Source organism: Pseudomonas sp. SIMBA_067 (assembly GCF_046534675.1).
Lineage (GTDB): Bacteria > Pseudomonadota > Gammaproteobacteria > Pseudomonadales > Pseudomonadaceae > Aquipseudomonas > Aquipseudomonas putida.
Genome location: NZ_JAWRYH010000004.1, coordinates 87,043 through 107,823, shown reverse-complemented (window position 1 = coordinate 107,823; position 20,781 = coordinate 87,043). Strand labels below are relative to the sequence as shown.

Annotated in this window: 14 protein-coding genes; 11 read left to right on the top strand and 3 right to left on the bottom strand. The window is 63.0% G+C overall.

Annotated elements, in window-relative coordinates:
• Nucleotides 1–91: 91 nt before the first annotated feature.
• Genes dnaQ through SB765_RS11000 form a run of 3 tightly spaced genes read right to left on the bottom strand, consistent with a single transcriptional unit; the run spans nt 92 to nt 2,137 of the window.
• A complete protein-coding gene (gene dnaQ / locus SB765_RS11010; protein ID WP_341796308.1) occupies nt 92–850 on the bottom strand; it encodes a DNA polymerase III subunit epsilon in 759 nt (252 codons plus the stop codon).
• Nucleotides 851–901: 51 nt separating this feature from the next.
• Nucleotides 902–1,348 (bottom strand): ribonuclease HI, encoded by a 447-nt coding sequence (rnhA, locus tag SB765_RS11005; RefSeq protein WP_016498736.1) that lies wholly within the window; start codon nt 1,346–1,348, stop codon nt 902–904.
• A 15-nt stretch (nt 1,349–1,363) separates the two neighbouring features.
• Nucleotides 1,364–2,137 carry a class I SAM-dependent methyltransferase gene (locus SB765_RS11000; protein ID WP_016498735.1) on the bottom strand — a complete coding sequence of 258 codons (774 nt, stop codon included), beginning with the start codon at nt 2,135–2,137 and terminating at the stop codon, nt 1,364–1,366.
• A gap of 85 nt (nt 2,138–2,222) precedes the next feature.
• On the opposite strand from SB765_RS11000, the gene gloB reads away from it, so the two are divergent.
• The 11 genes from gloB (at nt 2,223) to SB765_RS10945 (ending at nt 20,775) form a co-directional block, all read left to right on the top strand.
• The gene (gene gloB / locus SB765_RS10995; protein ID WP_410931316.1) at nt 2,223–3,002 is read left to right on the top strand and encodes a hydroxyacylglutathione hydrolase; all 780 of its coding nucleotides are present in this window, start codon (nt 2,223–2,225) and stop codon (nt 3,000–3,002) included.
• 100 nt (nt 3,003–3,102) lie between these two features.
• A complete protein-coding gene (locus SB765_RS10990) occupies nt 3,103–4,533 on the top strand; it encodes a lytic transglycosylase domain-containing protein (protein ID WP_063424467.1) in 1,431 nt (476 codons plus the stop codon).
• 218 nt (nt 4,534–4,751) lie between these two features.
• Nucleotides 4,752–6,581: an extracellular solute-binding protein gene (locus SB765_RS10985; RefSeq protein WP_410931315.1), complete on the top strand. Its 1,830-nt coding sequence runs from the start codon at nt 4,752–4,754 to the stop codon at nt 6,579–6,581.
• Nucleotides 6,578–8,413 carry an extracellular solute-binding protein gene (locus SB765_RS10980; RefSeq protein ID WP_410931314.1) on the top strand — a complete coding sequence of 612 codons (1,836 nt, stop codon included), beginning with the start codon at nt 6,578–6,580 and terminating at the stop codon, nt 8,411–8,413. Before SB765_RS10985 ends, SB765_RS10980 begins: the two co-directional genes overlap by 4 nt.
• Nucleotide 8,414: 1 nt before the next feature.
• Nucleotides 8,415–9,488, top strand: coding sequence for a microcin C ABC transporter permease YejB (locus SB765_RS10975; RefSeq protein ID WP_016498730.1), 1,074 nt, complete (start codon nt 8,415–8,417; stop codon nt 9,486–9,488).
• Between the two features lies 1 nt (nt 9,489).
• Nucleotides 9,490–10,509: an ABC transporter permease gene (locus SB765_RS10970; RefSeq protein ID WP_016488246.1), complete on the top strand. Its 1,020-nt coding sequence runs from the start codon at nt 9,490–9,492 to the stop codon at nt 10,507–10,509.
• 1 nt (nt 10,510) lies between these two features.
• Nucleotides 10,511–12,121, top strand: a complete 1,611-nt coding sequence (locus SB765_RS10965; protein ID WP_341796312.1) for an ABC transporter ATP-binding protein — start codon at nt 10,511–10,513, stop codon at nt 12,119–12,121.
• A gap of 391 nt (nt 12,122–12,512) precedes the next feature.
• On the top strand, nt 12,513–15,443 hold the full coding sequence (locus SB765_RS10960) for an aminotransferase (RefSeq protein WP_410931313.1): 2,931 nt from the start codon (nt 12,513–12,515) through the stop codon (nt 15,441–15,443).
• 169 nt (nt 15,444–15,612) lie between these two features.
• Entirely contained in the window at nt 15,613–16,518 is a 906-nt protein-coding gene (locus SB765_RS10955; protein ID WP_410931312.1) for a LysR family transcriptional regulator, read from the top strand.
• 115 nt (nt 16,519–16,633) lie between these two features.
• Complete coding sequence (locus SB765_RS10950) at nt 16,634–17,593, top strand: hypothetical protein (protein ID WP_341796315.1); 960 nt, start codon at nt 16,634–16,636, stop codon at nt 17,591–17,593.
• The gene (locus SB765_RS10945; protein ID WP_410931311.1) at nt 17,590–20,775 is read left to right on the top strand and encodes a T6SS effector BTH_I2691 family protein; all 3,186 of its coding nucleotides are present in this window, start codon (nt 17,590–17,592) and stop codon (nt 20,773–20,775) included. Before SB765_RS10950 ends, SB765_RS10945 begins: the two co-directional genes overlap by 4 nt.
• The last annotated feature ends 6 nt before the right edge of the window (nt 20,776–20,781 follow it).

Genomic DNA, 20,781 nt, shown 5'->3' with positions numbered 1-20,781 from the left:
CATGACGTCCATTTCAGGGTAGTTGAACCTGTGTTCTCAGCGCCTGCCTCTTCGCGGGCACGCCCGCGAAGAGGCCGGTACAGGCTATAAATCAGCCAGCAGCTGTCTCGGTAAGGGCCTGCCACATGGAGGGCCCACCCGCCGACTTGGCGATAGCGGCCAGGCGCTCGGCATGCGCCTCCAGTTCCTCGGCATTGGCCATGATCACCCGCCCCGGCGTACGCCCGACAATCCGGCGGATCTCGCTGCCGCCAGCGCCCTGCCCATCACTCTCGGCGTCTGCGCCATGGCCCGCCAGCGACAGGCTGGTCTGGCCACCGGTCATCGCCAGGTAGACGTCAGCCAGCAGTTCCGAGTCGAGCAATGCGCCGTGCAGCTCACGGCCAGAGTTGTCGATGTCGTAGCGTTTGCACAGCGCATCCAGGCTGTTGCGCTGCCCTGGGTGGCGCGAACGTGCCAGCAACAGAGTGTCGAGAATGGTGCAATGCTGCGAAATGTCAGCGCGATGCTGCTGGCCCAGCAAGGCGAATTCGTTGTTGATGAAGCCAACGTCAAACGCCGCGTTATGGATGACCAGCGTGGCGCCCTGGATGAATTCGAAGAATTCCTCGGCTACATCGCCAAACCGTGGCTTGCCGACCAGGAAGGTGTCGGTGATGCCGTGGACGTTGATAGCGCCCTCGTCACTCTCGCGGTCCGGCTGCAGGTAGACGTGGAAGTGCCGCCCGGTCAGGCGCCGGCCGAGCACCTCGACACAGCCGATCTCGATGATCCGGTGGCCTTCGCTGACCGGCATACCCGTGGTTTCGGTATCGAGAATGACGAACCGTTTATCTTGCTGCTGCTCCACGCGGGGCGCTCCAACTTGCATCAGTTACAAAGGCCGCGATTGTACCCCAGCTCAACGCTGGGCGCGCACCTCATCGACCCCACGGTTGGCCAGCTGGTCGGCGCGTTCGTTGCCGGGGTGGCCGATATGGCCGCGCACCCACTTCCAGCTCACCTTGTGGCGGTTGACCTGCTCATCGAGCTGCTGCCACAGGTCGGCATTCTTCACCGGCTCTTTGGCAGCGGTCTTCCAGCCGCGCTTCTTCCAGTTGACCATCCATTCGTTGATGCCCTTCATCACGTACTGCGAGTCGGTGGTCAGCACCACTTCGCATTCGCGCTTCAGCGACATCAGGCCCTGGATCGCCGCCATCAGCTCCATGCGGTTGTTGGTGGTTTCACGTTCGCCGCCCCACAGTTCCTTCTCGACGCCCTTGTAGATCATCAGGACCCCCCAGCCACCTGGGCCAGGATTGCCTTTGCAGGCACCATCGGTAAACATTTCGACGCTATCGCTCATGTACCACTCTTGAATTCAGTGCTTGTCAGTTTCAGGGTTGACCGCCGTGCGGTTCACCTTGGCCAGCGGCAGCGGCAGCAACTTGCCCATCGGCTCGCGGCGTTCCGGGCGCAACGGCCGCAGGCCCACCACCATCTTGCGCGCCACCAGCAGGTACACCCCGCCACCGGAGCTCTGCCAGCCGCCGGCCATCCGCTCCCAACCCGCCAGGCGCTGCTGCCAGGCCGGTGAAGCAAGCGGCGGACGATAGCACCCGAAGCGGCGTTTCTCCAGCGCGAAGCCCAGCAGGTTGAGCCAGTCGCCTACCCGCGAAGGCGAGATGCAACGCGCCTTGCGCAAGGCGCCATGGCTGAAGAAATGGCGCATGCCCCAACTGCTCCACGGGTTGATCCCGACGATCAGCAGGTGCCCGCCCGGGCGCACGGCGCTGGCGGCCTCGCGCAGCAAGCCATGGGGCGACAGGCTGAAATCCAGGCCATGCTGCAGCACCACCACATCGGCGGCATGCTCGCTCAGCGGCCAGGCCTGCTCTTCACAGGCAATTTCCACCCCCGGCAGCGGCGCCCCAAGGCGCACGTTGCGCTGCACCTGGGGGGCGCTGGGCGGCGGCTCCGCGCAGGGGCCGTAGTGCACAAGGTAGCCCCCGAAGAAGCGGCCCAGCTCTTCTTCCAGCAGCTTTTCCTCTTCCTTGAGCATCAGTTGGCCGATCGGGCCATTGAACCACTCACGGGCCAGGCTGATCAGCTTGACCCAGTCCGGGTCAGCCTGGGCAAAAGCTTGGTCGGTCATTGCGCTCTCCCTCGAAGGTTCTCCCACCGCGCCATCGCGGCTAAGATGCCTTCATGTGCCACGCTAGGCGAATCGGATCCGCACCATGATACAGATCGATGCTCTCCCCGCTTTCTCCGACAACTACATCTGGTTGTTACAGGATACTGCCAAACGCCGCTGCGCGGTGGTCGACCCGGGTGACGCCGGCCCGGTGGAACGCTGGCTGTCGGCCAACCCCGACTGGGTGCTCAGCGACATCCTGATTACCCACCACCATAACGACCATGTCGGCGGCGTCGAACGGCTCAAGCAACTGACGAACGCACGGGTGTGCGGCCCTGCCAACGAACGTATTCCCTGCCGCGACCTGGCACTGGACGAAGGCGACCAGGTGACGGTGCTGGGCATGACGTTCCAGGTACTGGCAGTGCCCGGCCACACCTTGGGGCATATCGCGTTCTTCAGCGACCAACCGGCAACGCCAGTGCTGTTCAGTGGCGACACCCTGTTCGCCGCCGGCTGCGGGCGCATGTTCGAGGGTACACCCGAACAGATGCAGCCGGCCCTGGCCCGCCTGGCGGCACTGCCGGCCCACACCGAAGTGTACTGCGCCCACGAATACACCCTCAGCAACCTGCGCTTTGCAAAGGCGGTGGAACCTACCAACCAGCACGTTCTAAAGCGGTTCGAGGACGTTACCCGTTTACGCGCCGACAATCGCATCACCTTGCCATCAACGATTGGCCTGGAACGCCTGACCAACCCCTTCCTGCGTACCTCTGAAACATTAGTTAAACAAAAAGCAGACGAATGGAAGGGACATCCAAACGACTCGCAGGTCACTGTTTTTGCTGCCTTGAGGTCTTGGAAGGACACCTTCTGATAACCTCAAGATATATCGCAATCGATGGTCAAAGGTTGACCAGGCCCGGAGCGGTTTCTAGAATCGCCGAAATTTTTCGCCCGGATACCTGTCTCAGCCGATGTCTTCCCGTAGCCGCAGAACCTCTCATTCCGTCGCCCTGACGCGCCTGGCCCAAATCAGTGCGCTGGCTCTGGCCGCCACCCTGGTGGGCTGCCAGAGCACCCGTCAGCTTGACGAATCCGAAAGCGTTCGCGCGCACAACTACCAGGCGCGGATCAAGCACAAACCTGCACCGCTGCTGGTCAAGCCGGCCGAGCAGGCACCGCAGGATGTCTGGGAGCGCATGCGCCAGGGCTTTGCCCTGCAGGACAGCATCGACGTCAATCCGCGCATCGAGCAGCAGCGCCTGTGGTTCGCCAGCAACCCGACCTTCATCGAAAGTGCCGGCGAGCGCGGCAGCCTCTACCTGCACTACATCGTCGAGCGTCTTGAAGAGCGCGACATGCCGCTGGAGCTGGCCCTGCTGCCCGCCATCGAAAGTGCCTACAACCCGATGGCCTATTCACGCGCCAGTGCTGCCGGCATGTGGCAGTTCATGCCAGCGACAGGCCGCCACTTCAACCTGCGCCAGACCAATTTCTACGATGGCCGCCGCGATATCACCGCGTCGACCAACGCCGCACTGGACTACCTGACCCGCCTGCACGACATGTTCAACGGTGACTGGCTGCTGGCCCTGGCCGCCTACAACGCCGGCGAAGGCACGGTTAGCCGCGCCATGGAGCGCAACGAACGGCTCGGCCTGCCAACCGACTACTGGAACCTGCCGCTGCCTCAGGAAACCCGCGACTATGTGCCCAAGCTGCTGGCCCTCTCGCAGGTGGTGCTTACGCCTGAAGCCTATGGCGTGAACCTGAACCCGATTGCCAACGAGCCCTACTTCGAAGCGGTCGCCATCAATGATCGCCTGGACCTGTCGCGGGTGGCGGCCTTTGCCAACATCGACGAAGACGAGCTGATCCAGCTCAACCCGGCCTTCAAGAAGCGCATGACCGTGGACGGCCCGCAGCAACTGCTGGTGCCGACGGCCAAGGCGCAGCTGCTGAGCGACAGCCTGTCCAACCTCAAGCCCGAGCAACTGGTCAGCCTGCAACCGAACAAGGCCGTGTTCGCCCGCGCCGTAGCCGAAGCCAAGGCACCGGTGGCGGCGCGCAGCTACCGGGTCAAACGCGGCGACAACCTGGGCGCGATCGCCAAGGCCAATCGCGTCTCGGTCAGTGACATCAAGCGCTGGAACCGCCTGTCCGGCAACAGCCTGCGGGCCGGCCAGGTGCTGGCCCTGCGCGGTGGCAAGGGACCGAGTGCCGCCGGTAACCGGGTAGCGGCATCCGGCAAGCGCTCCACCCAGTACAAGGTGCGCAAGGGCGACTCGCTGTACCTGGTGGCCAAACGCTTCAACGTGGAAATGCAGCACCTCAAGCGCTGGAACCCACGCAGCGGCCACGCCCTCAAGCCAGGCCAGACCCTGACCGTCTACCTCTCGCATTGATGTAAAACCCGGGGCCGCTGCGCGCCCCATCGCCGGCAAGCCGGCTCCCACAAGTACTGCACATGGCTTGAAGCCGATGCAGTCGGGGTGGGAGCTGGCTTGCCGGCGATGGGGCGCCCAGCGGCCCTTTGCAATCCTCTGGCCGCACTCTTTTTCCAATCCCACCAAGCTGTTACTGTACCCGATCAAAGCCCAACGCCTCTGGATCGGATGCCGACTTGATACGTCCCCTCCTGCTGTCAATCAGCCTGGCCTTGAGCTTCCCCGTAGCCGCGATGGTGAGCGAAAGCCACGGATACGCGCAGTTCGGCACGCTCAAGTACCCAGCCACATTCACCCATTTCGACTGGGTCAACCCGCAAGCGCCCAAGGGCGGTACCTTGCGCGCCATGGCTTTTGGCACCTTCGATACCCTCAACCCCTACACCTTCAAGGGGTCAAGCCCGGTCACCACGCCCAATTTCCAGCAGTACGGCATCAGCGAGCTGAACGAGCCGCTGATGGTCGGCACCGGTCAGTACGACCCGTCGGGTGACGAGCCGACCTCCAGCTACGGCCTGATCGCCCGTTCGGTCGAATACAGCGAGGACCGCAGCTGGGTGGTGTTCAACCTGCGCCCGGAAGCCCGCTGGCACGACGGCCAGCCGATCACCTCGGCAGACGTGGCCTTTTCCTACCGCACGCTGCTCAAGGACGGCCACCCGATCTACCGCACCAACCTGCAGGAAGTGCAACGGGTAGACATCCTCGGCCCGCTGCGCATCCGTTTCGTGTTCAAGCGCGCGGGCAACCCGCTGCTGATCCTGCGCCTGGGCGAAATGCCGGTGCTGCCCAAGCACTACTGGCAAAAACGCGACTTCAAGGCCACCACCTTCGAGCCCCCCTTGGGCAGCGGCCCCTACCGCATCACCCAGGTACAACCCGGGCGCCGCCTGGTGTTCGAGCGGGTCAAGAACTACTGGGGCAAGGACCTGGCGGTCAACCGTGGCAAGTACAACTTCAAGCGCGTGGAATACGAGTTCTACCGCGACGCCACGGTGGCCTTCGAAGCGTTCAAGGCTGGCGAATTCGACATCTATATCGAGCACCAGGCGAAGAACTGGGCCAACGGCTACAACTTCCCGCCCGTGCGCCGTGGCGAAGTGATCAAGGCGCAGATCCCGCACCAGATCCCCACGCAAACCCAGGGCCTGTTCATGAACAGCCGTCGGGCCACCTTCAGCGACCCGCGGGTACGCCAGGCGTTGGGGCTGATGCTCGACTTCGAGTGGACCAACCGCGCCCTGTTCAGCAGCGCCTACCGCCGCTCGACCAGTTACTACCCCAACAGCGAGTTCGCTGCCAGTGGCCTGCCCACCGGCAAGGAGTGGCTGTTGCTGGCGCCGTTCCGTGACCAGTTACCGGCCAAGCTGTACAGCGAACCCTACAAGGTCAGCCACACAGATGGCCGCGGGATCAGCCGCCAGACCCTGCGCCAGGCCTTGGGCCTGCTTGCCGAGGCTGGCTGGAAGCTGAACGGCCAGCGCCTGGTCGACAGCAAGGGCCAGCAACTGCGCATGGAACTGCTGTTGGTAAACCCCAACCTTGAACGCATCCTGCAACCTTATGTCGAAAATCTGTCCAGCATCGGCATCGATGCACGCTTGCGCACCGTGGACCGTGCCCAGTACAAACAACGTCTGGACCAGTTCGATTTCGACATGATTCTGATGACCCTGAACCAGACCCTGAGCCCCGGCCTTGAACAGTGGCTGTACTTCCATTCCAGCCAGGCCGCCACCAAGGGCAGCAAGAACTATGCTGGGGTCAAGGACCCGGTGGTCGACCACTTGCTCGACACCCTGCTTGCCGCACGCACCCGCGACGACCAGGTCGCCGCCGCCCGCGCCCTGGACCGCGTGCTCTCATGGCAGTACTACATGATCCCCAACTGGTACCTCGACAACCATCGCCTGGCCTACCGCAACCGGTTCGCCTTCGTCACCACACCGCCCTATACCCTTGGGCTGAACAGCTGGTGGATCAAGACTTCGGAGAAAGCCCAATGACGCCAACGCACCGTCTGCGCCGGCTGGCATGCAGCCTGTTGCTCGCCTGCCTGAGCCTTCCCACCCTGGCCGCACCGCAGCACGCGCTCACTCTGTACGACGAGCCACCCAAGTACCCTGCCGATTTCAAGCACTTCGACTACGTCAACCCCGACGCCCCCAAGGGCGGTACCTTCCGCCAGTCCAGCTTCGGCGGCTTCGACAGCCTCAACCCGTTCATCAACAAGGGCGTCGCGGCCGAGAACATCGGCAGCATCTACGACACCCTGATGCGCCAGAGCCAGGACGAGCCGTTCACCGAATACGGCCTGGTGGCCGGCAAGATCGAGAAAGCCCCGGACAACAGCTGGGTGCGTTTCTACCTGCGCCCCGAAGCCCGCTTCCACGACGGCCACCCGATGCGTGCCGAAGACGTGGTGTTCACCTTCAATGCCCTGATCAAGGACGGTGCGCCGCTGTACCGCCAGTATTACGCCGACGTCGCCGAAGTGGTCGCCGAAGACCCGCTGAAGGTGCTGTTCAGGTTCAAGCACAAGGGCAACCGCGAGCTGCCGCTGATTCTCGGCCAGCTGCCCGTACTGCCCAAGCACTGGTACGCAAACCGCGACTTCAACCGCGGCAACCTGGAAATCCCCTTGGGCAGCGGCCCGTACAAGGTTGCCGAGGTCAAGGCCGGGCGCTCGGTGCGCTACGAGCGGGTCAAGGACTATTGGGCCAAGGACCTGCCGATCAATCGCGGGTTCTATAACTTCGATGCCATGACCTTCGACTCTTACCGTGACACCACCGTTGCCCTGGAGGCGCTCAAGGCCGGGGCGTTCGACTATGCGCTGGAAGTCAGCGCGAAGAACTGGGCCACCGCCTACAACGTGCCCGCCGTGCGGGAAGGCCGCCTGATCAAGGAAGAGCTGCCCAACGGCAACCCTACTGGCATGCAGGGTTTCATCTTCAACATCCGCCGCCCGGTGTTCCAGGACGTGCGTGTGCGCCAGGCGCTGAGCCTGCTGCTGGACTATGAGTGGACCAACAAGCAGCTGTTCAACGGTGCCTACACCCGCACCGGCAGCTACTTCGACAACTCGGAAATGGCCGCTCACGGCCTGCCCAGCCCCAACGAGCTGAAAATCCTCGAGCCGCTGCGTGGCAAAGTCCCTGACCAGGTATTCTCCGAGGCCTTCAAGAACCCTGTCAGCGACGGCAGCGGCATGATCCGCGAGCAGCAGCGCCAGGCCTACAAGCTGCTGCAGGAAGCCGGCTGGAAAATCGTCGACGACAAGATGGTCGACGCCCAAGGCAAGCCGGTAAGCATCGAGTTCCTGCTGGCGCAGACCGAGTTCGAACGCATTCTGCTGCCGTTCAAGCGCAACCTCGCCGACCTGGGCATCGACCTGAGCATCCGCCGGGTCGACGTTTCCCAGTACATCACCCGCCTGCGTTCACGGGACTACGACATGATCGTCGGCGGCTACCCACAGTCCAACTCGCCGGGCAACGAGCAGCGCGAATTCTGGTCCAGTGCCGCCGCCGACAACCCCGGCAGCCGCAACTTCATCGGCCTGCGCGACCCGGCCATCGACCAGTTGGTGGAAGAGCTGATCAACGCCGACTCTCGCCAGAGCCTGATCGACCACTGCCGCGCCCTCGACCGCGTGTTGCTATGGGGCTACTACGTGATCCCCAACTGGCATATCAAGACCTGGCGCGTAGCCTACTGGAACCACATCGGCCACCCGCAAGTGTCGCCCAAGTACGACATCGGCATCGACACCTGGTGGATCAAGCCCGGGGTAACCCCGGCGGTGAGCGACGCCCCTGCGGACGAGGCCAACTAACATGCTGGCCTATATCCTGCGGCGCCTGCTGCTAATCATCCCGACCCTGTTCGGTATCCTTGTCATCAACTTCATCATCGTCCAGGCCGCCCCCGGTGGCCCGGTAGAGCAGATGATCGCCAAGCTCGAAGGCTTCGAGGGCGCCACCAGCCGCATTGCCGGTGGCGGCGCCGAGGTTTCCGTGGCCGGTTCCAACTACCGCGGCGCCCAGGGCCTGGACCCGGCGCTGATCGCCGAAATCGAGCGCATGTACGGCTTCGACAAGTCGCCGCCAGAACGCCTGTGGATCATGATCAAGAACTACGCCCAGCTGGACTTCGGCGACAGCTTCTTCCGCGATGCCAAGGTGATCGACCTGATTGTCGAGAAGATGCCGGTGTCGATCTCGCTGGGGCTGTGGAGCACACTGATCATGTACCTGGTGTCGATCCCGCTGGGGATCGCCAAGGCGGTGCGCCACGGCAGCCACTTCGACGTGTGGACCAGCTCGGCGATCATCGTCGGCTACGCCATCCCGGCGTTCCTGTTCGCCATCCTGTTGATCGTGCTGTTCGCCGGGGGCAGCTACTTCGACTGGTTCCCGCTGCGTGGCCTCACCTCCAACAACTTCGACGAGCTGAGCACCACCGGCAAGGTGCTGGACTACTTCTGGCACCTGGTACTGCCGATCACCGCGCTGGTCATCGGCAACTTCGCCACCATGACCCTGCTGACCAAGAACAGCTTCCTCGACGAGATCAACAAGCAATATGTGGTCACCGCCAAGGCCAAGGGCCTCAGCCGGCCACGGGTGCTGTACGGCCACGTGTTCCGCAACGCCATGCTGCTGGTGATAGCCGGCTTCCCGTCGGCGTTCATCGGCATCTTCTTCACAGGATCCTTGCTGATCGAGGTCATCTTCAGCCTCGACGGCCTGGGCCTGATGAGTTTCGAAGCGGCCATCAACCGCGACTACCCGGTGGTCTTCGGCACCCTGTTCATCTTCACCCTGCTGGGGCTGGTGGTGAAACTGATCGGCGACCTGACCTACACCCTGGTCGATCCACGCATCGACTTCGCCAGCCGGGAGCACTGACATGGCCTTGTCCCCCCTCAACCGCCGGCGCTTCGAGCGCTTCAAGGCCAACCGCCGTGGCTGGTGGTCGCTGTGGCTGTTCCTGATCCTGTTCGGCCTGAGCCTGGGCGCGGAGCTGATCGCCAATGACAAGCCGGTGGCCGTGCGTTACGACGGCGAATGGTACTTCCCGGCGTTCAAGCGCTACCCGGAAACCACCTTCGGCGGCGAATTCCCGCTGGAGGCCAACTACAAGAGCCCGTACATCCGCGAACTGCTGGCCAAGAAAGACAGCTTTGTGCTGTGGGCGCCAATCCCGTTCAGCTACCAGAGCATCAATTACGACCTGCGCGTGCCCGCCCCGGCGCCACCCTCCACGGACAACTGGCTGGGCACCGACGACCAGGGCCGCGACGTGCTGGCGCGGGTGATCTACGGCTTCCGCATTTCGGTACTCTTCGCCCTTACCCTGACCGTGGCCAGCTCCATCGTCGGCGTCATCGCCGGCGCCTTGCAAGGCTTCTATGGCGGCTGGGTCGACCTGGCCGGGCAGCGCTTTCTGGAAATCTGGTCGGGCCTGCCGGTGCTGTACCTGCTGATCATCCTGGCCAGCTTCGTGCAGCCCAACTTCTGGTGGCTGCTGGGCATCATGCTGCTGTTCTCGTGGATGAGCCTGGTGGATGTGGTGCGCGCCGAGTTCCTGCGTGGGCGTAACCTGGAATACGTGCGCGCCGCCCGTGCGTTGGGCATGCGCAACGGCGCCATCATGTACCGGCACATCTTGCCCAACGCCATGATCTCGACCATGACCTTCATGCCATTCATTCTGACCGGCGCCATCGGCACCCTCACCGCCCTGGACTTTCTCGGTTTCGGCCTGCCCGCCGGTTCGCCATCGCTGGGCGAACTGGTGGCGCAGGGCAAGTCCAACCTGCAAGCGCCGTGGCTGGGCATCAGCGCCTTTGCCGTACTGGCGCTGATGCTGAGCTTGCTGGTGTTCATCGGCGAATCCGCCCGCGATGCCTTCGACCCGAGGAAGTGACATGAGTGAACAGAACCTGATCGAAGTGCGGGACCTGGCCGTGGAGTTCGTGACCGGGGACCAGGTCAACCGGGTGGTGGATGGCATCAGCTTTGACATCCGCAAAGGCGAGACGCTGGCGCTGGTGGGCGAAAGTGGCTCGGGCAAATCGGTCACCGCGCACTCGATCCTGCGCCTGCTGCCCTACCCCCTGGCCCGCCACCCCAGCGGCAGCATCCGCTACGAAGGCAAGGACCTGCTGCAGCAGAACGAGAAGACCCTGCAGCGCATTCGCGGCAACCGCATTGCGATGATCTTCCAGGAGCCGATGACCTCGCTCAACCCGCTGCACTGCATCGAGAAGCAGATCAACGAAATCCTTCTGCTGCACAAGGGCCTGACCGGCAAGGAAGCGACCGCACGTACCCTGGAGCTGCTGGACCTGGTCGGCATTCCCGAGCCGCACAAGCGCTTGAAGGCCCTGCCCCACGAGCTATCCGGCGGGCAGCGCCAACGGGTAATGATCGCCATGGCACTGGCCAACGAGCCGGAACTGCTGATTGCAGATGAGCCGACCACGGCGCTGGACGTGACCGTGCAGCTGAAGATTCTCGACCTGCTCAAGGAACTGCAGGCGCGCTTGGGCATGGCGCTGCTGCTGATCAGCCATGACCTGAACCTGGTGCGTCGCATCGCCCACCGCGTGTGCGTGATGCAGCGCGGGCAAATTGTAGAGCAAGCCGAATGCGCCACGCTGTTCAGCTCGCCACAGCACCACTACACCCAAATGCTCATAAATGCCGAGCCCAGCGGGCTGCCGGCGCACAACCCGGTGGGCGCGCCGCTACTGGAAGTGGATGACCTCAAGGTGTGGTTCCCGATCAAGAAGGGGCTGCTGCGGCGCACGGTTGACCATGTAAAGGCCGTGGACGGGGTCAACTTCAGCTTGCCGCAAGGGCAGACGCTGGGGATTGTCGGGGAATCCGGGTCGGGCAAGTCGACGCTCGGCCTGGCGATCCTGCGGCTGATTTCCAGCCAGGGCGGCATCCGCTTCCATGGGCAGAACCTGCAAGGGCTGAACCAGAAGGCCGTACGGCCGCTGCGGCGGGAAATGCAGGTGGTGTTCCAGGACCCGTTTGGCAGCCTGAGCCCGCGCATGTGCGTGGCGGACATTGTGGGTGAAGGGCTGCGCATTCACGGCATTGGCACCGCGCAGGAACAGGAAGCGGCGATTATTGCGGCCCTGGAGGAAGTAGGCCTGGACCCGCGCACGCGCCATCGCTACCCCCATGAGTTTTCCGGCGGGCAACGCCAGCGCATCGCCATTGCCCGGGCGCTGGTGCTGAAGCCCGCACTGATTCTGCTGGACGAACCCACGTCCGCGTTGGACCGCACTGTCCAGCGGCAAGTGGTGGAATTGCTGCGTAACCTGCAGCAGAAGTACAACCTGACATACCTGTTCATCAGCCATGACCTGGCGGTGGTCAAGGCGCTGAGTCACCAGTTGATGGTGATCAAGCATGGCCAAGTGGTGGAGCAAGGGGATGCGCAGGCGATCTTCCATGCGCCGCAGCATCCGTATACCCGGCAGTTGCTGGAGGCGGCGTTTTTAGAGGTGAATGCCGTTAGTTAGCTTTGGGGGGCTGCTGCTTCGGCCAAAATCCCCGGCTTCGATCCTGGTGATGACCTCGATGCATGAGCTGGAGGCGCTGCGGGTTTTGCTTGAGTCGGCATTGCTCCAGGTACAGATGCCCGCTGAGCCCAGAACTTCGCCCTATGGCTGATCAACGTGCTGCAAAGGCCGGCCCCTTCGTGGGCGCGCCCGCTCCCACAGGAAGCACTGAGACTGCTGCGCGGTCTTTGTGGGAGCGGCCTTGTGTCGCGATAGGGCCGCAAAGCGGCCCCCCATTGATTTTCTATAACTCAGCCTAGTTATCAATTTTTCTGACAACAATCGTCTTCCATCATCAATCGATTCGGGCATAAATTCTTCACTGTCAACCCCAAGTACCACCGGTAGAGCCATGTCCAGCCCACAACACCCGCCCGCTTCCCCTGCCCTGGCCACGCTGATACAGCGCTCCGGCCGGCCCAGCCCAACGCTGAGCGAAACCCATGCCCACGCCGTGCTTCAGGCCCACTACGGCGTTGCCGGCAACCTTTCGGTACTGGGCAGCCAGCAAGACCTGAACTTTCGCGTGACCACGCCCCAGGGTGGCTATGTGCTGAAGGCCTGCCACGGCAGCTATGCCCAACTGGAACTTGAAGCGCAGCACGCCGCCTTGGCCTTCCTGCGCGAGCAGGGTTTGCCGGTACCCGCCGTACGCTTGGCCCACGACGGCATGGGGTTGCTGGAACTGGACATCGACGAACAACCACTGCGCCTGCGGCTGCTCGATTACATCGAAGGCCAGCCGCTGACCCGTCTCAAGCACATGGAGCCACACCTGATGGCTGAGCTGGGCGGGCTCTGTGCGAAGCTGGACAAGGCCCTGGCCGATTTCGACCACCCAGGCCTTGCGCGCACCCTGCAATGGGACCCGCAGCATGCCCAGGCGTTGATCGATCATCTGCTGCCGGTACTGCAGGACAGCGGGCAGCGCGCCCGCATCGAACACGCCACCCGCCAGGCCCGAGAGCGCCTGATGCCGTTGGTTGATCACTTGCCGAGTCAGGCCGTGCACCTGGACATCACCGACGACAACACCGTGTGGGCCCGTGATGCCCAGCGCCAGTGGCAACTGCAAGGCGTGATCGATTTCGGCGACCTGCTGCGCACCTGGCGCATCGCCGATCTGTCGGTAACCTGCGCTGCGCTGTTGCACCACGCCGAGGGCGACCCACTGCGCATCCTGCCAGCCGTGCGGGCCTACCAGGCGCTCAACCCGTTGACCGAGGCCGAACTGCGCGCGCTGTGGCCATTGGTGCTGAACCGCGCTGCCGTACTGGTGCTGAGCAGTGAAAAGCAGCTCGCCGTCGACCCGGGCAACCAGTACACCCGCGACAACATTGCCCACGAATGGGAAATTTTCGACACTGCCACCGCCGTGCCCATCGCCCTGATGGAGGCGGCCATCCTGCAGGCTGCGGGCCTGCAACCCAAGGCGCCGGACTTCAACGGTTGCGCACCCCTGCTCCCCGAGCTGGCCGGGCAGGCCGTAACACGGGTGGACCTGGGAGTACTCAGCACACACTGCGAGGCCGGCAACTGGGAGCAGCCCGGTTTCGACCAGCGTCTGCTGGCTTCGCAAGCCGCTCCGGCCTGCAGCCTGCACGGGCAATATCGCCTGTCGCAAACCCACATCGACCGCCCCGAAGAGCCCGCCACCTGCGCCCTCGGCGTTGAGCTGCACCTGCCCAACGGTACCCTCGTGCAAGCGCCAGCACCCGGCACCTGGCAGCGCCATGGCGACGGCCGTGGCTGCCTGCGCACCGCACACTGGGCTTTGTGGCTGCAGGGCCTGGAAAACGCACCAGCAGACGGCCAGGCCATGGAAAAAGGCCAGTCCCTGGGCAGCAGCTGTGGTTTCCTCAGCGTGCAGTTGTGCCTGGACAGCGGCATGCAGCCGCCATTCTTCGCCACCCCGTCACACGCTGCCGCCTGGCTGGCCCTGTGCCCGTCGCCATCCGCGCTGCTGGGCTTCGATTGCGAAGCCGAGCCGCTACCCGATCCGCAGGCCCTGCTGGCCCGCCGCGACGCCAGCTTCGCCCGTTCGCAGAAGCACTACTACGCGCAGCCGCCACACATCGAACGCGGCTGGCGCAACTACCTGATCGACATGCAGGGCCGTTCGTACCTGGACATGCTCAACAACGTCGCGGTGCTAGGGCATGGCCACCCGCGCATGGTCGCCGAGTCGGCGCGGCAGTGGTCGCTGCTGAACACCAACTCGCGCTTCCACTACGCCGCCATCACCGAGTTCTCCGAGCGCCTGCTGGCGCTGGCACCCGAAGGTTTCGACCGGGTGTTCATGGTCAACAGCGGCACCGAAGCCAACGACCTGGCGATTCGCCTGGCCTGGGCCTACAGCGGCGGGCGTGACCTGCTCAGCGTGCTGGAGGCCTACCACGGCTGGTCGGTGGCTACCGACGCCATCTCCACGTCCATCGCCGACAACCCGCAAGCCCTGGAAACCCGCCCGGCCTGGGTACACCCGGTCGAAGCACCGAACACCTTCCGCGGTCGTTTCCGCGGTGCTGACAGCGCCGCCGACTACCTGCAGGACGTCGACGCCAAACTGGCTGACCTGGATGCCCGTGGCCGCCAGCTGGCGGGCATCATCTGCGAGCCGGTGTACGGTAATGCCGGCGGCATCTCGTTGCCGGCCGGCTACCTGAGCGATGCCTATGCCAAGGTCCGCGCCCGTGGCGGGGTATGCATCGCCGACGAAGTGCAGGTGGGTTATGGCCGCCTGGGCGAATACTTCTGGGGTTTCGAGGAACAGGGCGTAGTGCCCGACATCATCACCATGGCCAAGGGCATGGGCAACGGCCAGCCGCTGGGCGTGGTCATCACACGCCGCGAGATCGCCGAGGCGCTGGAGGCCGAGGGTTACTTCTTCTCCTCGGCCGGTGGCAGCCCGGTCAGCTGCCGCATCGGCATGGCGGTGCTGGACGTAATGCAGGAAGAAGGCCTGTGGGACAACGCCCGCGACACCGGGCGCTACTTCAAGGCCCGCCTGCAAGCGCTGGTCGACAAGCACCCGCTGGCGGGCGCGGCACATGGTTCGGGCTTCTACCTGGGACTGGAACTGGTGCGCGACCGCACAACCCTGGAGCCGGCCACCGAAGAAACCATGACGCTGTGCAATCGCCTGCGTGACCTGGGCATCTTCATGCAGCCGACCGGCGATTACCTGAACATCCTCAAGATCAAGCCACCGATGTGCACCACCCGGGCGAGCGTGGACTACTTTGTCGACTGCATTGACCGGGTGCTGGGCGAAGGGCTGTAGGGATCTGGGTGAGGCTGGAGCGTTCGCCCTTGGAAGTTCGTCGCCTGTCAGATCGAGCGCCGCCCGCGCGGCGCTCGATCTCACAAACACCGAATACTTCAAGCCCTACCCTTGGCAATTCCATCCATTACTATTCGCTCACAACGCCCCAACATCAGGTTCACCGAACATGGCCTTCTCCAGCGACTCCCTGGCAATTTTCCTCGCGGTGCTGGATGCCGGCTCGTTCTCCGCTGCCGCGCGCAAGCTGGGCCGTGTGCCTTCGGCCGTAAGCATGGCAATCGCCCAACTGGAAGCGGAGCTGGACATGCCGCTGTTCGACCGGGCCACACGCAAAGCCTTGCCCACCAGCGCCGCGCTGGCGCTGGAGCCCCAGGCCAGGCAGGTGATCTGCCAGCTCAACCTGCTGGATGCCCAGGCCCTGCAATTGCACAAAGGCCTGGAAAAGCGCCTGACCATCGCCATGGCGCCCGAGCTGCAGACCGGCCGCTGGAGCCAGCCACTGGAGATCCTCGCCCAGGAGTTTCCCAGCCTGGAAATCGAGGTGCGCTCCGCCACCCAGACCGAAGCCATTCGCCTGCTGCATGACGGCAGTGTGCAACTGGCACTGGTGTTCGAACGGCCCGGCATCGACGAGCGCGAGTCATTCCTCGAAGCCGGCAGCCAATTGCTGGTGGCCGTCGCCTCGCCGCGCCATCCGGCCGGGCAGAACAGCGGCACGCCATTGCCTGAAGAGGCCTTTGCCGAACAACGGCAGATCATCGTGGCCTCGGGCAAGGCCACCGGGTCGGACCCACGCATGGTGCTGTCGCGGCGCATCTGGCTGACCGACAGCTACCTGGCCACGCTGGACCTGGTGCAGTCCGGGCTGGGCTGGGCCTACCTGCCGCAGCCGCTGGTTGAACCGCTGATTGCATCCGGTGCACTGGCCGAGGTGCGCTTTGACAACATGGCCAGCCGCCTGCGCCTGTGGGTGGACATCATCTGGATCAAGTCACGCCCGTTGGGCCTGGGCGCCAGACGTTACCTGGAGGTCATGCGCCAATGCTTTGAAACAGAATCCCCAAGGTCCTGAGCCGCCCCATCCGAAAACGAAAAGTCCTACAGCACGTTAGGAAGCCGATAACTCCCTACAGAATTGATTCCTCGTTAGATTTTTGCTCGCCATCAAGAAGACAAAGGAACTTCTCATGTCGAGCCAGTCCGCGCAGGGCTACCTGCAGTGGGTCGATCGCTTCGCGACCCAGCTGCGCCAACCAGAAGAGGCCCTGTATCTTCTACTGGACCCGTTTGCGGGGTGCACGCCCGAGCACCCGTTAAGCATTGCATCGCTCACCGAGACGCTGGGTGACGATGCGGTAGTGCGCGTCGATAGCCGCGGGCTAGTCCAGGACCCTCAATACTGGCCAGCCCTGGTGCAGCTTGCCAAACCCGGTGCAGCGCCCACAGCCCTTGCTGCACTCAGCGCGACCTGCGCCGCACGTGAGGCAACGGCCACCTGGCACTATGTGTGTGGCTGGCTAGTCAGCGAGCAACCCGCCGACCTCATCGCCCGACACATCAGCCAGCAATGCCATGTGCTGCACCAACCGCCGCCGCACGGCATCACCGCCTGGTTCGAGCCTGTACGCCTGGTGTTGCTGCGCGCAACCATGCGCAACGCGGCCCAAGTCCTTGGGCCCATTCGTAGCTGGCTGCACCCCGATGGCTGTGGCAGTTGCGCGGTGTTCGAACGGCAACCGCCGGCTGGCGAGCTGGTCGTCCCTGATGCGGCAAGGGCTACCCAGCACCTCGCGCCGCAGATCATTCAACTGCTCGGCGCCTGGCGTCGCCTGAATGCCGTGCAGCAAACCGGCGCCCCCTGGCAATTCACAGGCCCATCAGCCCTGCCCGAAAACGCGCCCGTTCATGCCATGAATCTGCTCCTCAAGGCCTTCAGGCAGGGCCTTCGCGACCGTGCCGATATCCAGTGCATGTGCCTGCACATGGTCATGGTCCACCCATTGCTCCTTCAACATCCCACCATCCAGCACGACGTGGCACAGGCAGCGGCCGGCATACAACGCCTGGCATCGCGTTTCGCCTGCTACGACGACCGCGCCTGGTCGCACATCGTGGCCGCCCTGCCGCAGGCAAGGAGTTATTCATGAGCACCAGCAAAGCCGTCCACATTGCCATGCAGGAAGAGATACCCAACACATACGGCAGCTGCAATGCCTGCGAACGCTCCGGCCTGCCGATCATGCTGCTGCGCGAGGCCTACGCCCCTCGCCCTGATACAGGGCGCCCCTATCGCCTGGCGGACGACAGCGAAATCACCTTCCACCCAATGCACACCGACCAATTGCGCCTGCTGCGCCAGGGTTATGTCTACGTGCTGCTCGACCAGGAAATCTGGCAGGCCTACGAGGTGGCGGCAGAAGGCACCTTGCAGCGTTTCCCTGTGTCGCAGATGCCCTTGGGGCCGCCCAAGTCATTGCCCAAGGTATGCGCCACCGAAGGCCACGCTGTGATCGCCTCATTCATCAACATCAACACCTCGCTCTACCGCAAAGCCTGGGTCGCCTTCGCCAACGATCCCTGGCCCCTTGCCGTACTCGACCGTTATCGCAAAGGTATTGCCGACGGTGATCCGGGCACCCTCGCCCGCTTCGTCGAGGTAGACCTGGAGACCGCGCGCAACAACCCTGCCAGCATCGGCATTGCCATGACCGACAGTTTCCGCTTCGGCATGGAAAATGTGCTGGAGTTCTCTACGTTTTCTTCTGCCAGGTTTACCAGCGTTCATGGCTTTTACAGCCGCCTGGGCCGCGGGGATCAAACCCGCAACCATGTGCGCAAGGTCATCCAGCAGGAACAGCTACCCAACGGCGTGCTGGCGCTGACCCTGCCCGACCCGGTCGGGATGGTGATGGAGCTCAACGCGCAGCGCACGGGCTGGGTGCAGGCCATGCAGGAGTGGCGTGCCCAACCCCAGCGCCACTTCGAGTATTTCACCTCGCAAGCGTTACTGGGCATCCGCGAACTGCATGCCGCCACCGCTGCTGCTCTGGGGGCCGCGGACGCACAGCGCGAGGCCCGGCGGGTTCAGCAGTGGAACAAAAGCCCGTTAGGGATCAAAACACACTTTCCTCCGGTGGACCTGCAAGCACAGAGCGAACGCGACATCGCGCGCAGGCAAGAGGGGGCCCGCAAGCGGCTGGAAGAGCGTTACGACGAGCGCGCCCGTGCCGACTTCCAGGCGGATTACGACCGCGAGCTGAAAAACTGGCAGTCGATGGTCGACCAGGTAGGCAAGCTGTACGCGCACCACTACGCCAAACGTGCGTTTCAGCAGATCGGCTACTTCGACTACGACGCGAAAGACCCTGTTTCGGTGGAGCACTTCATACAGATGATGGCGGCCTGTCTGGCCGGCGGGCCCACTGAAGCGCTACCCGCGCAAGGCCAGCCGCTCGGGATGACCCAGCATATCTGGCAGCAGCTTCTGGAAGACGACCGTAGCCTGCTTTACCAAGCGTTGCTGGCCAAGAACCAGAAGCTGATGCAGCAGGTGGCCAGCGGGCTGTCCGGGGATGACTTCGGCAAGGTGTACGACATCATCAAAAGTATCGCCGGCACCGCCGATGGCCAGCTGTTGATGATCAAGCCGATACAGGATGCCGTTGGCCAGTTGCTGGCCGCGACCAACAGCGCTGGGAATGCACTCAGCCAGCACATCAGTGAACGTTCCAGGACGCTGATCGGCCACGTACATCGTTCGGCATTTGCGCTGTTCGCCGGGCAGCAGGTGACGCCGCTGCGCGTGTCGCTGACAGTGGGCGAATACATGAGCCTGCTTAATGAAGCGGTGCAGGCACGGACCGATGCGTTTCTGCAGCAGGTAGACAAGCAATTCCGTGATCCCTTGGGCCGCAAGGTACGCGCCATGGTGCTCAGTGGCGCGATCAACATTGCGGCAGCGGGCAACCGTAACCAGATGATCGAGGTGGTGCTCTGGGCGTTTGAAAGTGCCGAGAGTTTGCAGGTTCGGTTGGTGCAATTACGGGAAGGTGCGGCCGGTGGCGTCGGGGACCTGGTAAGGAGTGTGGTGATTGGTACGGGTACGCTGCGTGCACAGGTTACTGATGGATTGAAAGTCAGCTCGATGGCCGCGCAAAGCGTGGCTAGCGATGCCATGCGCAGCTTGCGGGATGGATTAGCCAGTGGTGCAAGTGTCCAACTGCTGTTTGCCCTGGGGGGCCTATGGTTCCATCAGGACAGCCTGCGCAACAACTATCGAACGTTGCAGGAAACGCATCAGCACAACCCGGAGGCGCTTGCGGCAATCTGGTCTTCTTCGCTTGGTTTACTGGGTACTAGTGTAGAAGCGGCAGGGCTTCTCGTTGCGAAGATACGCCCGCAGATTCCGTGGCCAGGAACAGTGACAACGACCTCCCTGGGTACCGGTATGGCCAGATTTGGGGCCGGCATTGCGGCGATTGCTGGCGTCATGGATGGGGCTCAATACAGGTTTGCAAGCCTGAGATCCAAGAAGACAGGAGATAACGCTGCGACTCAGTTGTACCAGCTCGCAAGTGCCAGTTCATTTGGGGCCGCAGCATTTGGAGTCTGGGCCGCTTTTGGATATAGCGCTTTGCTTGGCCCAATAGGCCTAAGCATGACGTTGGGCATGGCAGCCTATCTGCTCGCAACTTCGGCCAAGCGGAAAGAATCATCACCAACGGAGCTTTGGGCCAGAAATGCTAGGTGGGGACTACCTCAATCACGTCGCCAATGGGTAACCGAAACTGATATGGACGCGGCCATTGGAGCCCTCAATGCGGCCATCATCGGTTTGCATGCGGAGGTCTCGATCCAGATCCAATTCGATATAAACCACGCCATTCACCGAGAAGTTGCATCCACGATGTTTACTGACGACGGAAATGCGGTGCCCGCAAGTTTCAGCCTCGACTACTTCATGCGCATTCCACACTTTAATCAGCACCTCTCGCATTATCAGTGGAGTCTAATTCTGCATTACGGAGCTAGAGGCTGCGAAGCAGCTAATTTGTCAGCCGACAGTTCGTCACCGTTAACACTGCACGCTGAAAATAAAGAACCCAGGCACCTCTTCTCAGGGGCTTCCCCTATGCAGCCACTTATAAAGCTAGATGAAGTAACTGGAACACTCAGCATCCAGGGAACGCTCCCACTGTCCGACTACCACACTCTCCAGGCCGTTGAGTTAACCCTAAGCTACTGGCCCGATAGACATGACCAATCCGCATGCGCTCAAATCGTTCTCAAGGAAAATAATATCCGCTCCAGCACCGGCGGCAGTCAATGAGCGGTC

What these genes read in the sequence shown, in the direction of transcription:
- SB765_RS10960 (WP_410931313.1), top strand. Translation starts at nt 12,513, where the DNA reads ATGTCCAGCCCACAACACCCGCCCGCTTCCCCTGCCCTGGCCACGCTG.
- SB765_RS10965 (WP_341796312.1), top strand. Translation starts at nt 10,511, where the DNA reads ATGAGTGAACAGAACCTGATCGAAGTGCGGGACCTGGCCGTGGAGTTC.
- rnhA (WP_016498736.1), bottom strand. Translation starts at nt 1,348, where the DNA reads ATGAGCGATAGCGTCGAAATGTTTACCGATGGTGCCTGCAAAGGCAAT.
- SB765_RS10980 (WP_410931314.1), top strand. Translation starts at nt 6,578, where the DNA reads ATGACGCCAACGCACCGTCTGCGCCGGCTGGCATGCAGCCTGTTGCTC.
- SB765_RS10975 (WP_016498730.1), top strand. Translation starts at nt 8,415, where the DNA reads ATGCTGGCCTATATCCTGCGGCGCCTGCTGCTAATCATCCCGACCCTG.
- SB765_RS10990 (WP_063424467.1), top strand. Translation starts at nt 3,103, where the DNA reads ATGTCTTCCCGTAGCCGCAGAACCTCTCATTCCGTCGCCCTGACGCGC.
- SB765_RS10955 (WP_410931312.1), top strand. Translation starts at nt 15,613, where the DNA reads ATGGCCTTCTCCAGCGACTCCCTGGCAATTTTCCTCGCGGTGCTGGAT.
- SB765_RS10970 (WP_016488246.1), top strand. Translation starts at nt 9,490, where the DNA reads ATGGCCTTGTCCCCCCTCAACCGCCGGCGCTTCGAGCGCTTCAAGGCC.
- SB765_RS11000 (WP_016498735.1), bottom strand. Translation starts at nt 2,137, where the DNA reads ATGACCGACCAAGCTTTTGCCCAGGCTGACCCGGACTGGGTCAAGCTG.
- SB765_RS10945 (WP_410931311.1), top strand. Translation starts at nt 17,590, where the DNA reads ATGAGCACCAGCAAAGCCGTCCACATTGCCATGCAGGAAGAGATACCC.
- SB765_RS10950 (WP_341796315.1), top strand. Translation starts at nt 16,634, where the DNA reads ATGTCGAGCCAGTCCGCGCAGGGCTACCTGCAGTGGGTCGATCGCTTC.
- gloB (WP_410931316.1), top strand. Translation starts at nt 2,223, where the DNA reads ATGATACAGATCGATGCTCTCCCCGCTTTCTCCGACAACTACATCTGG.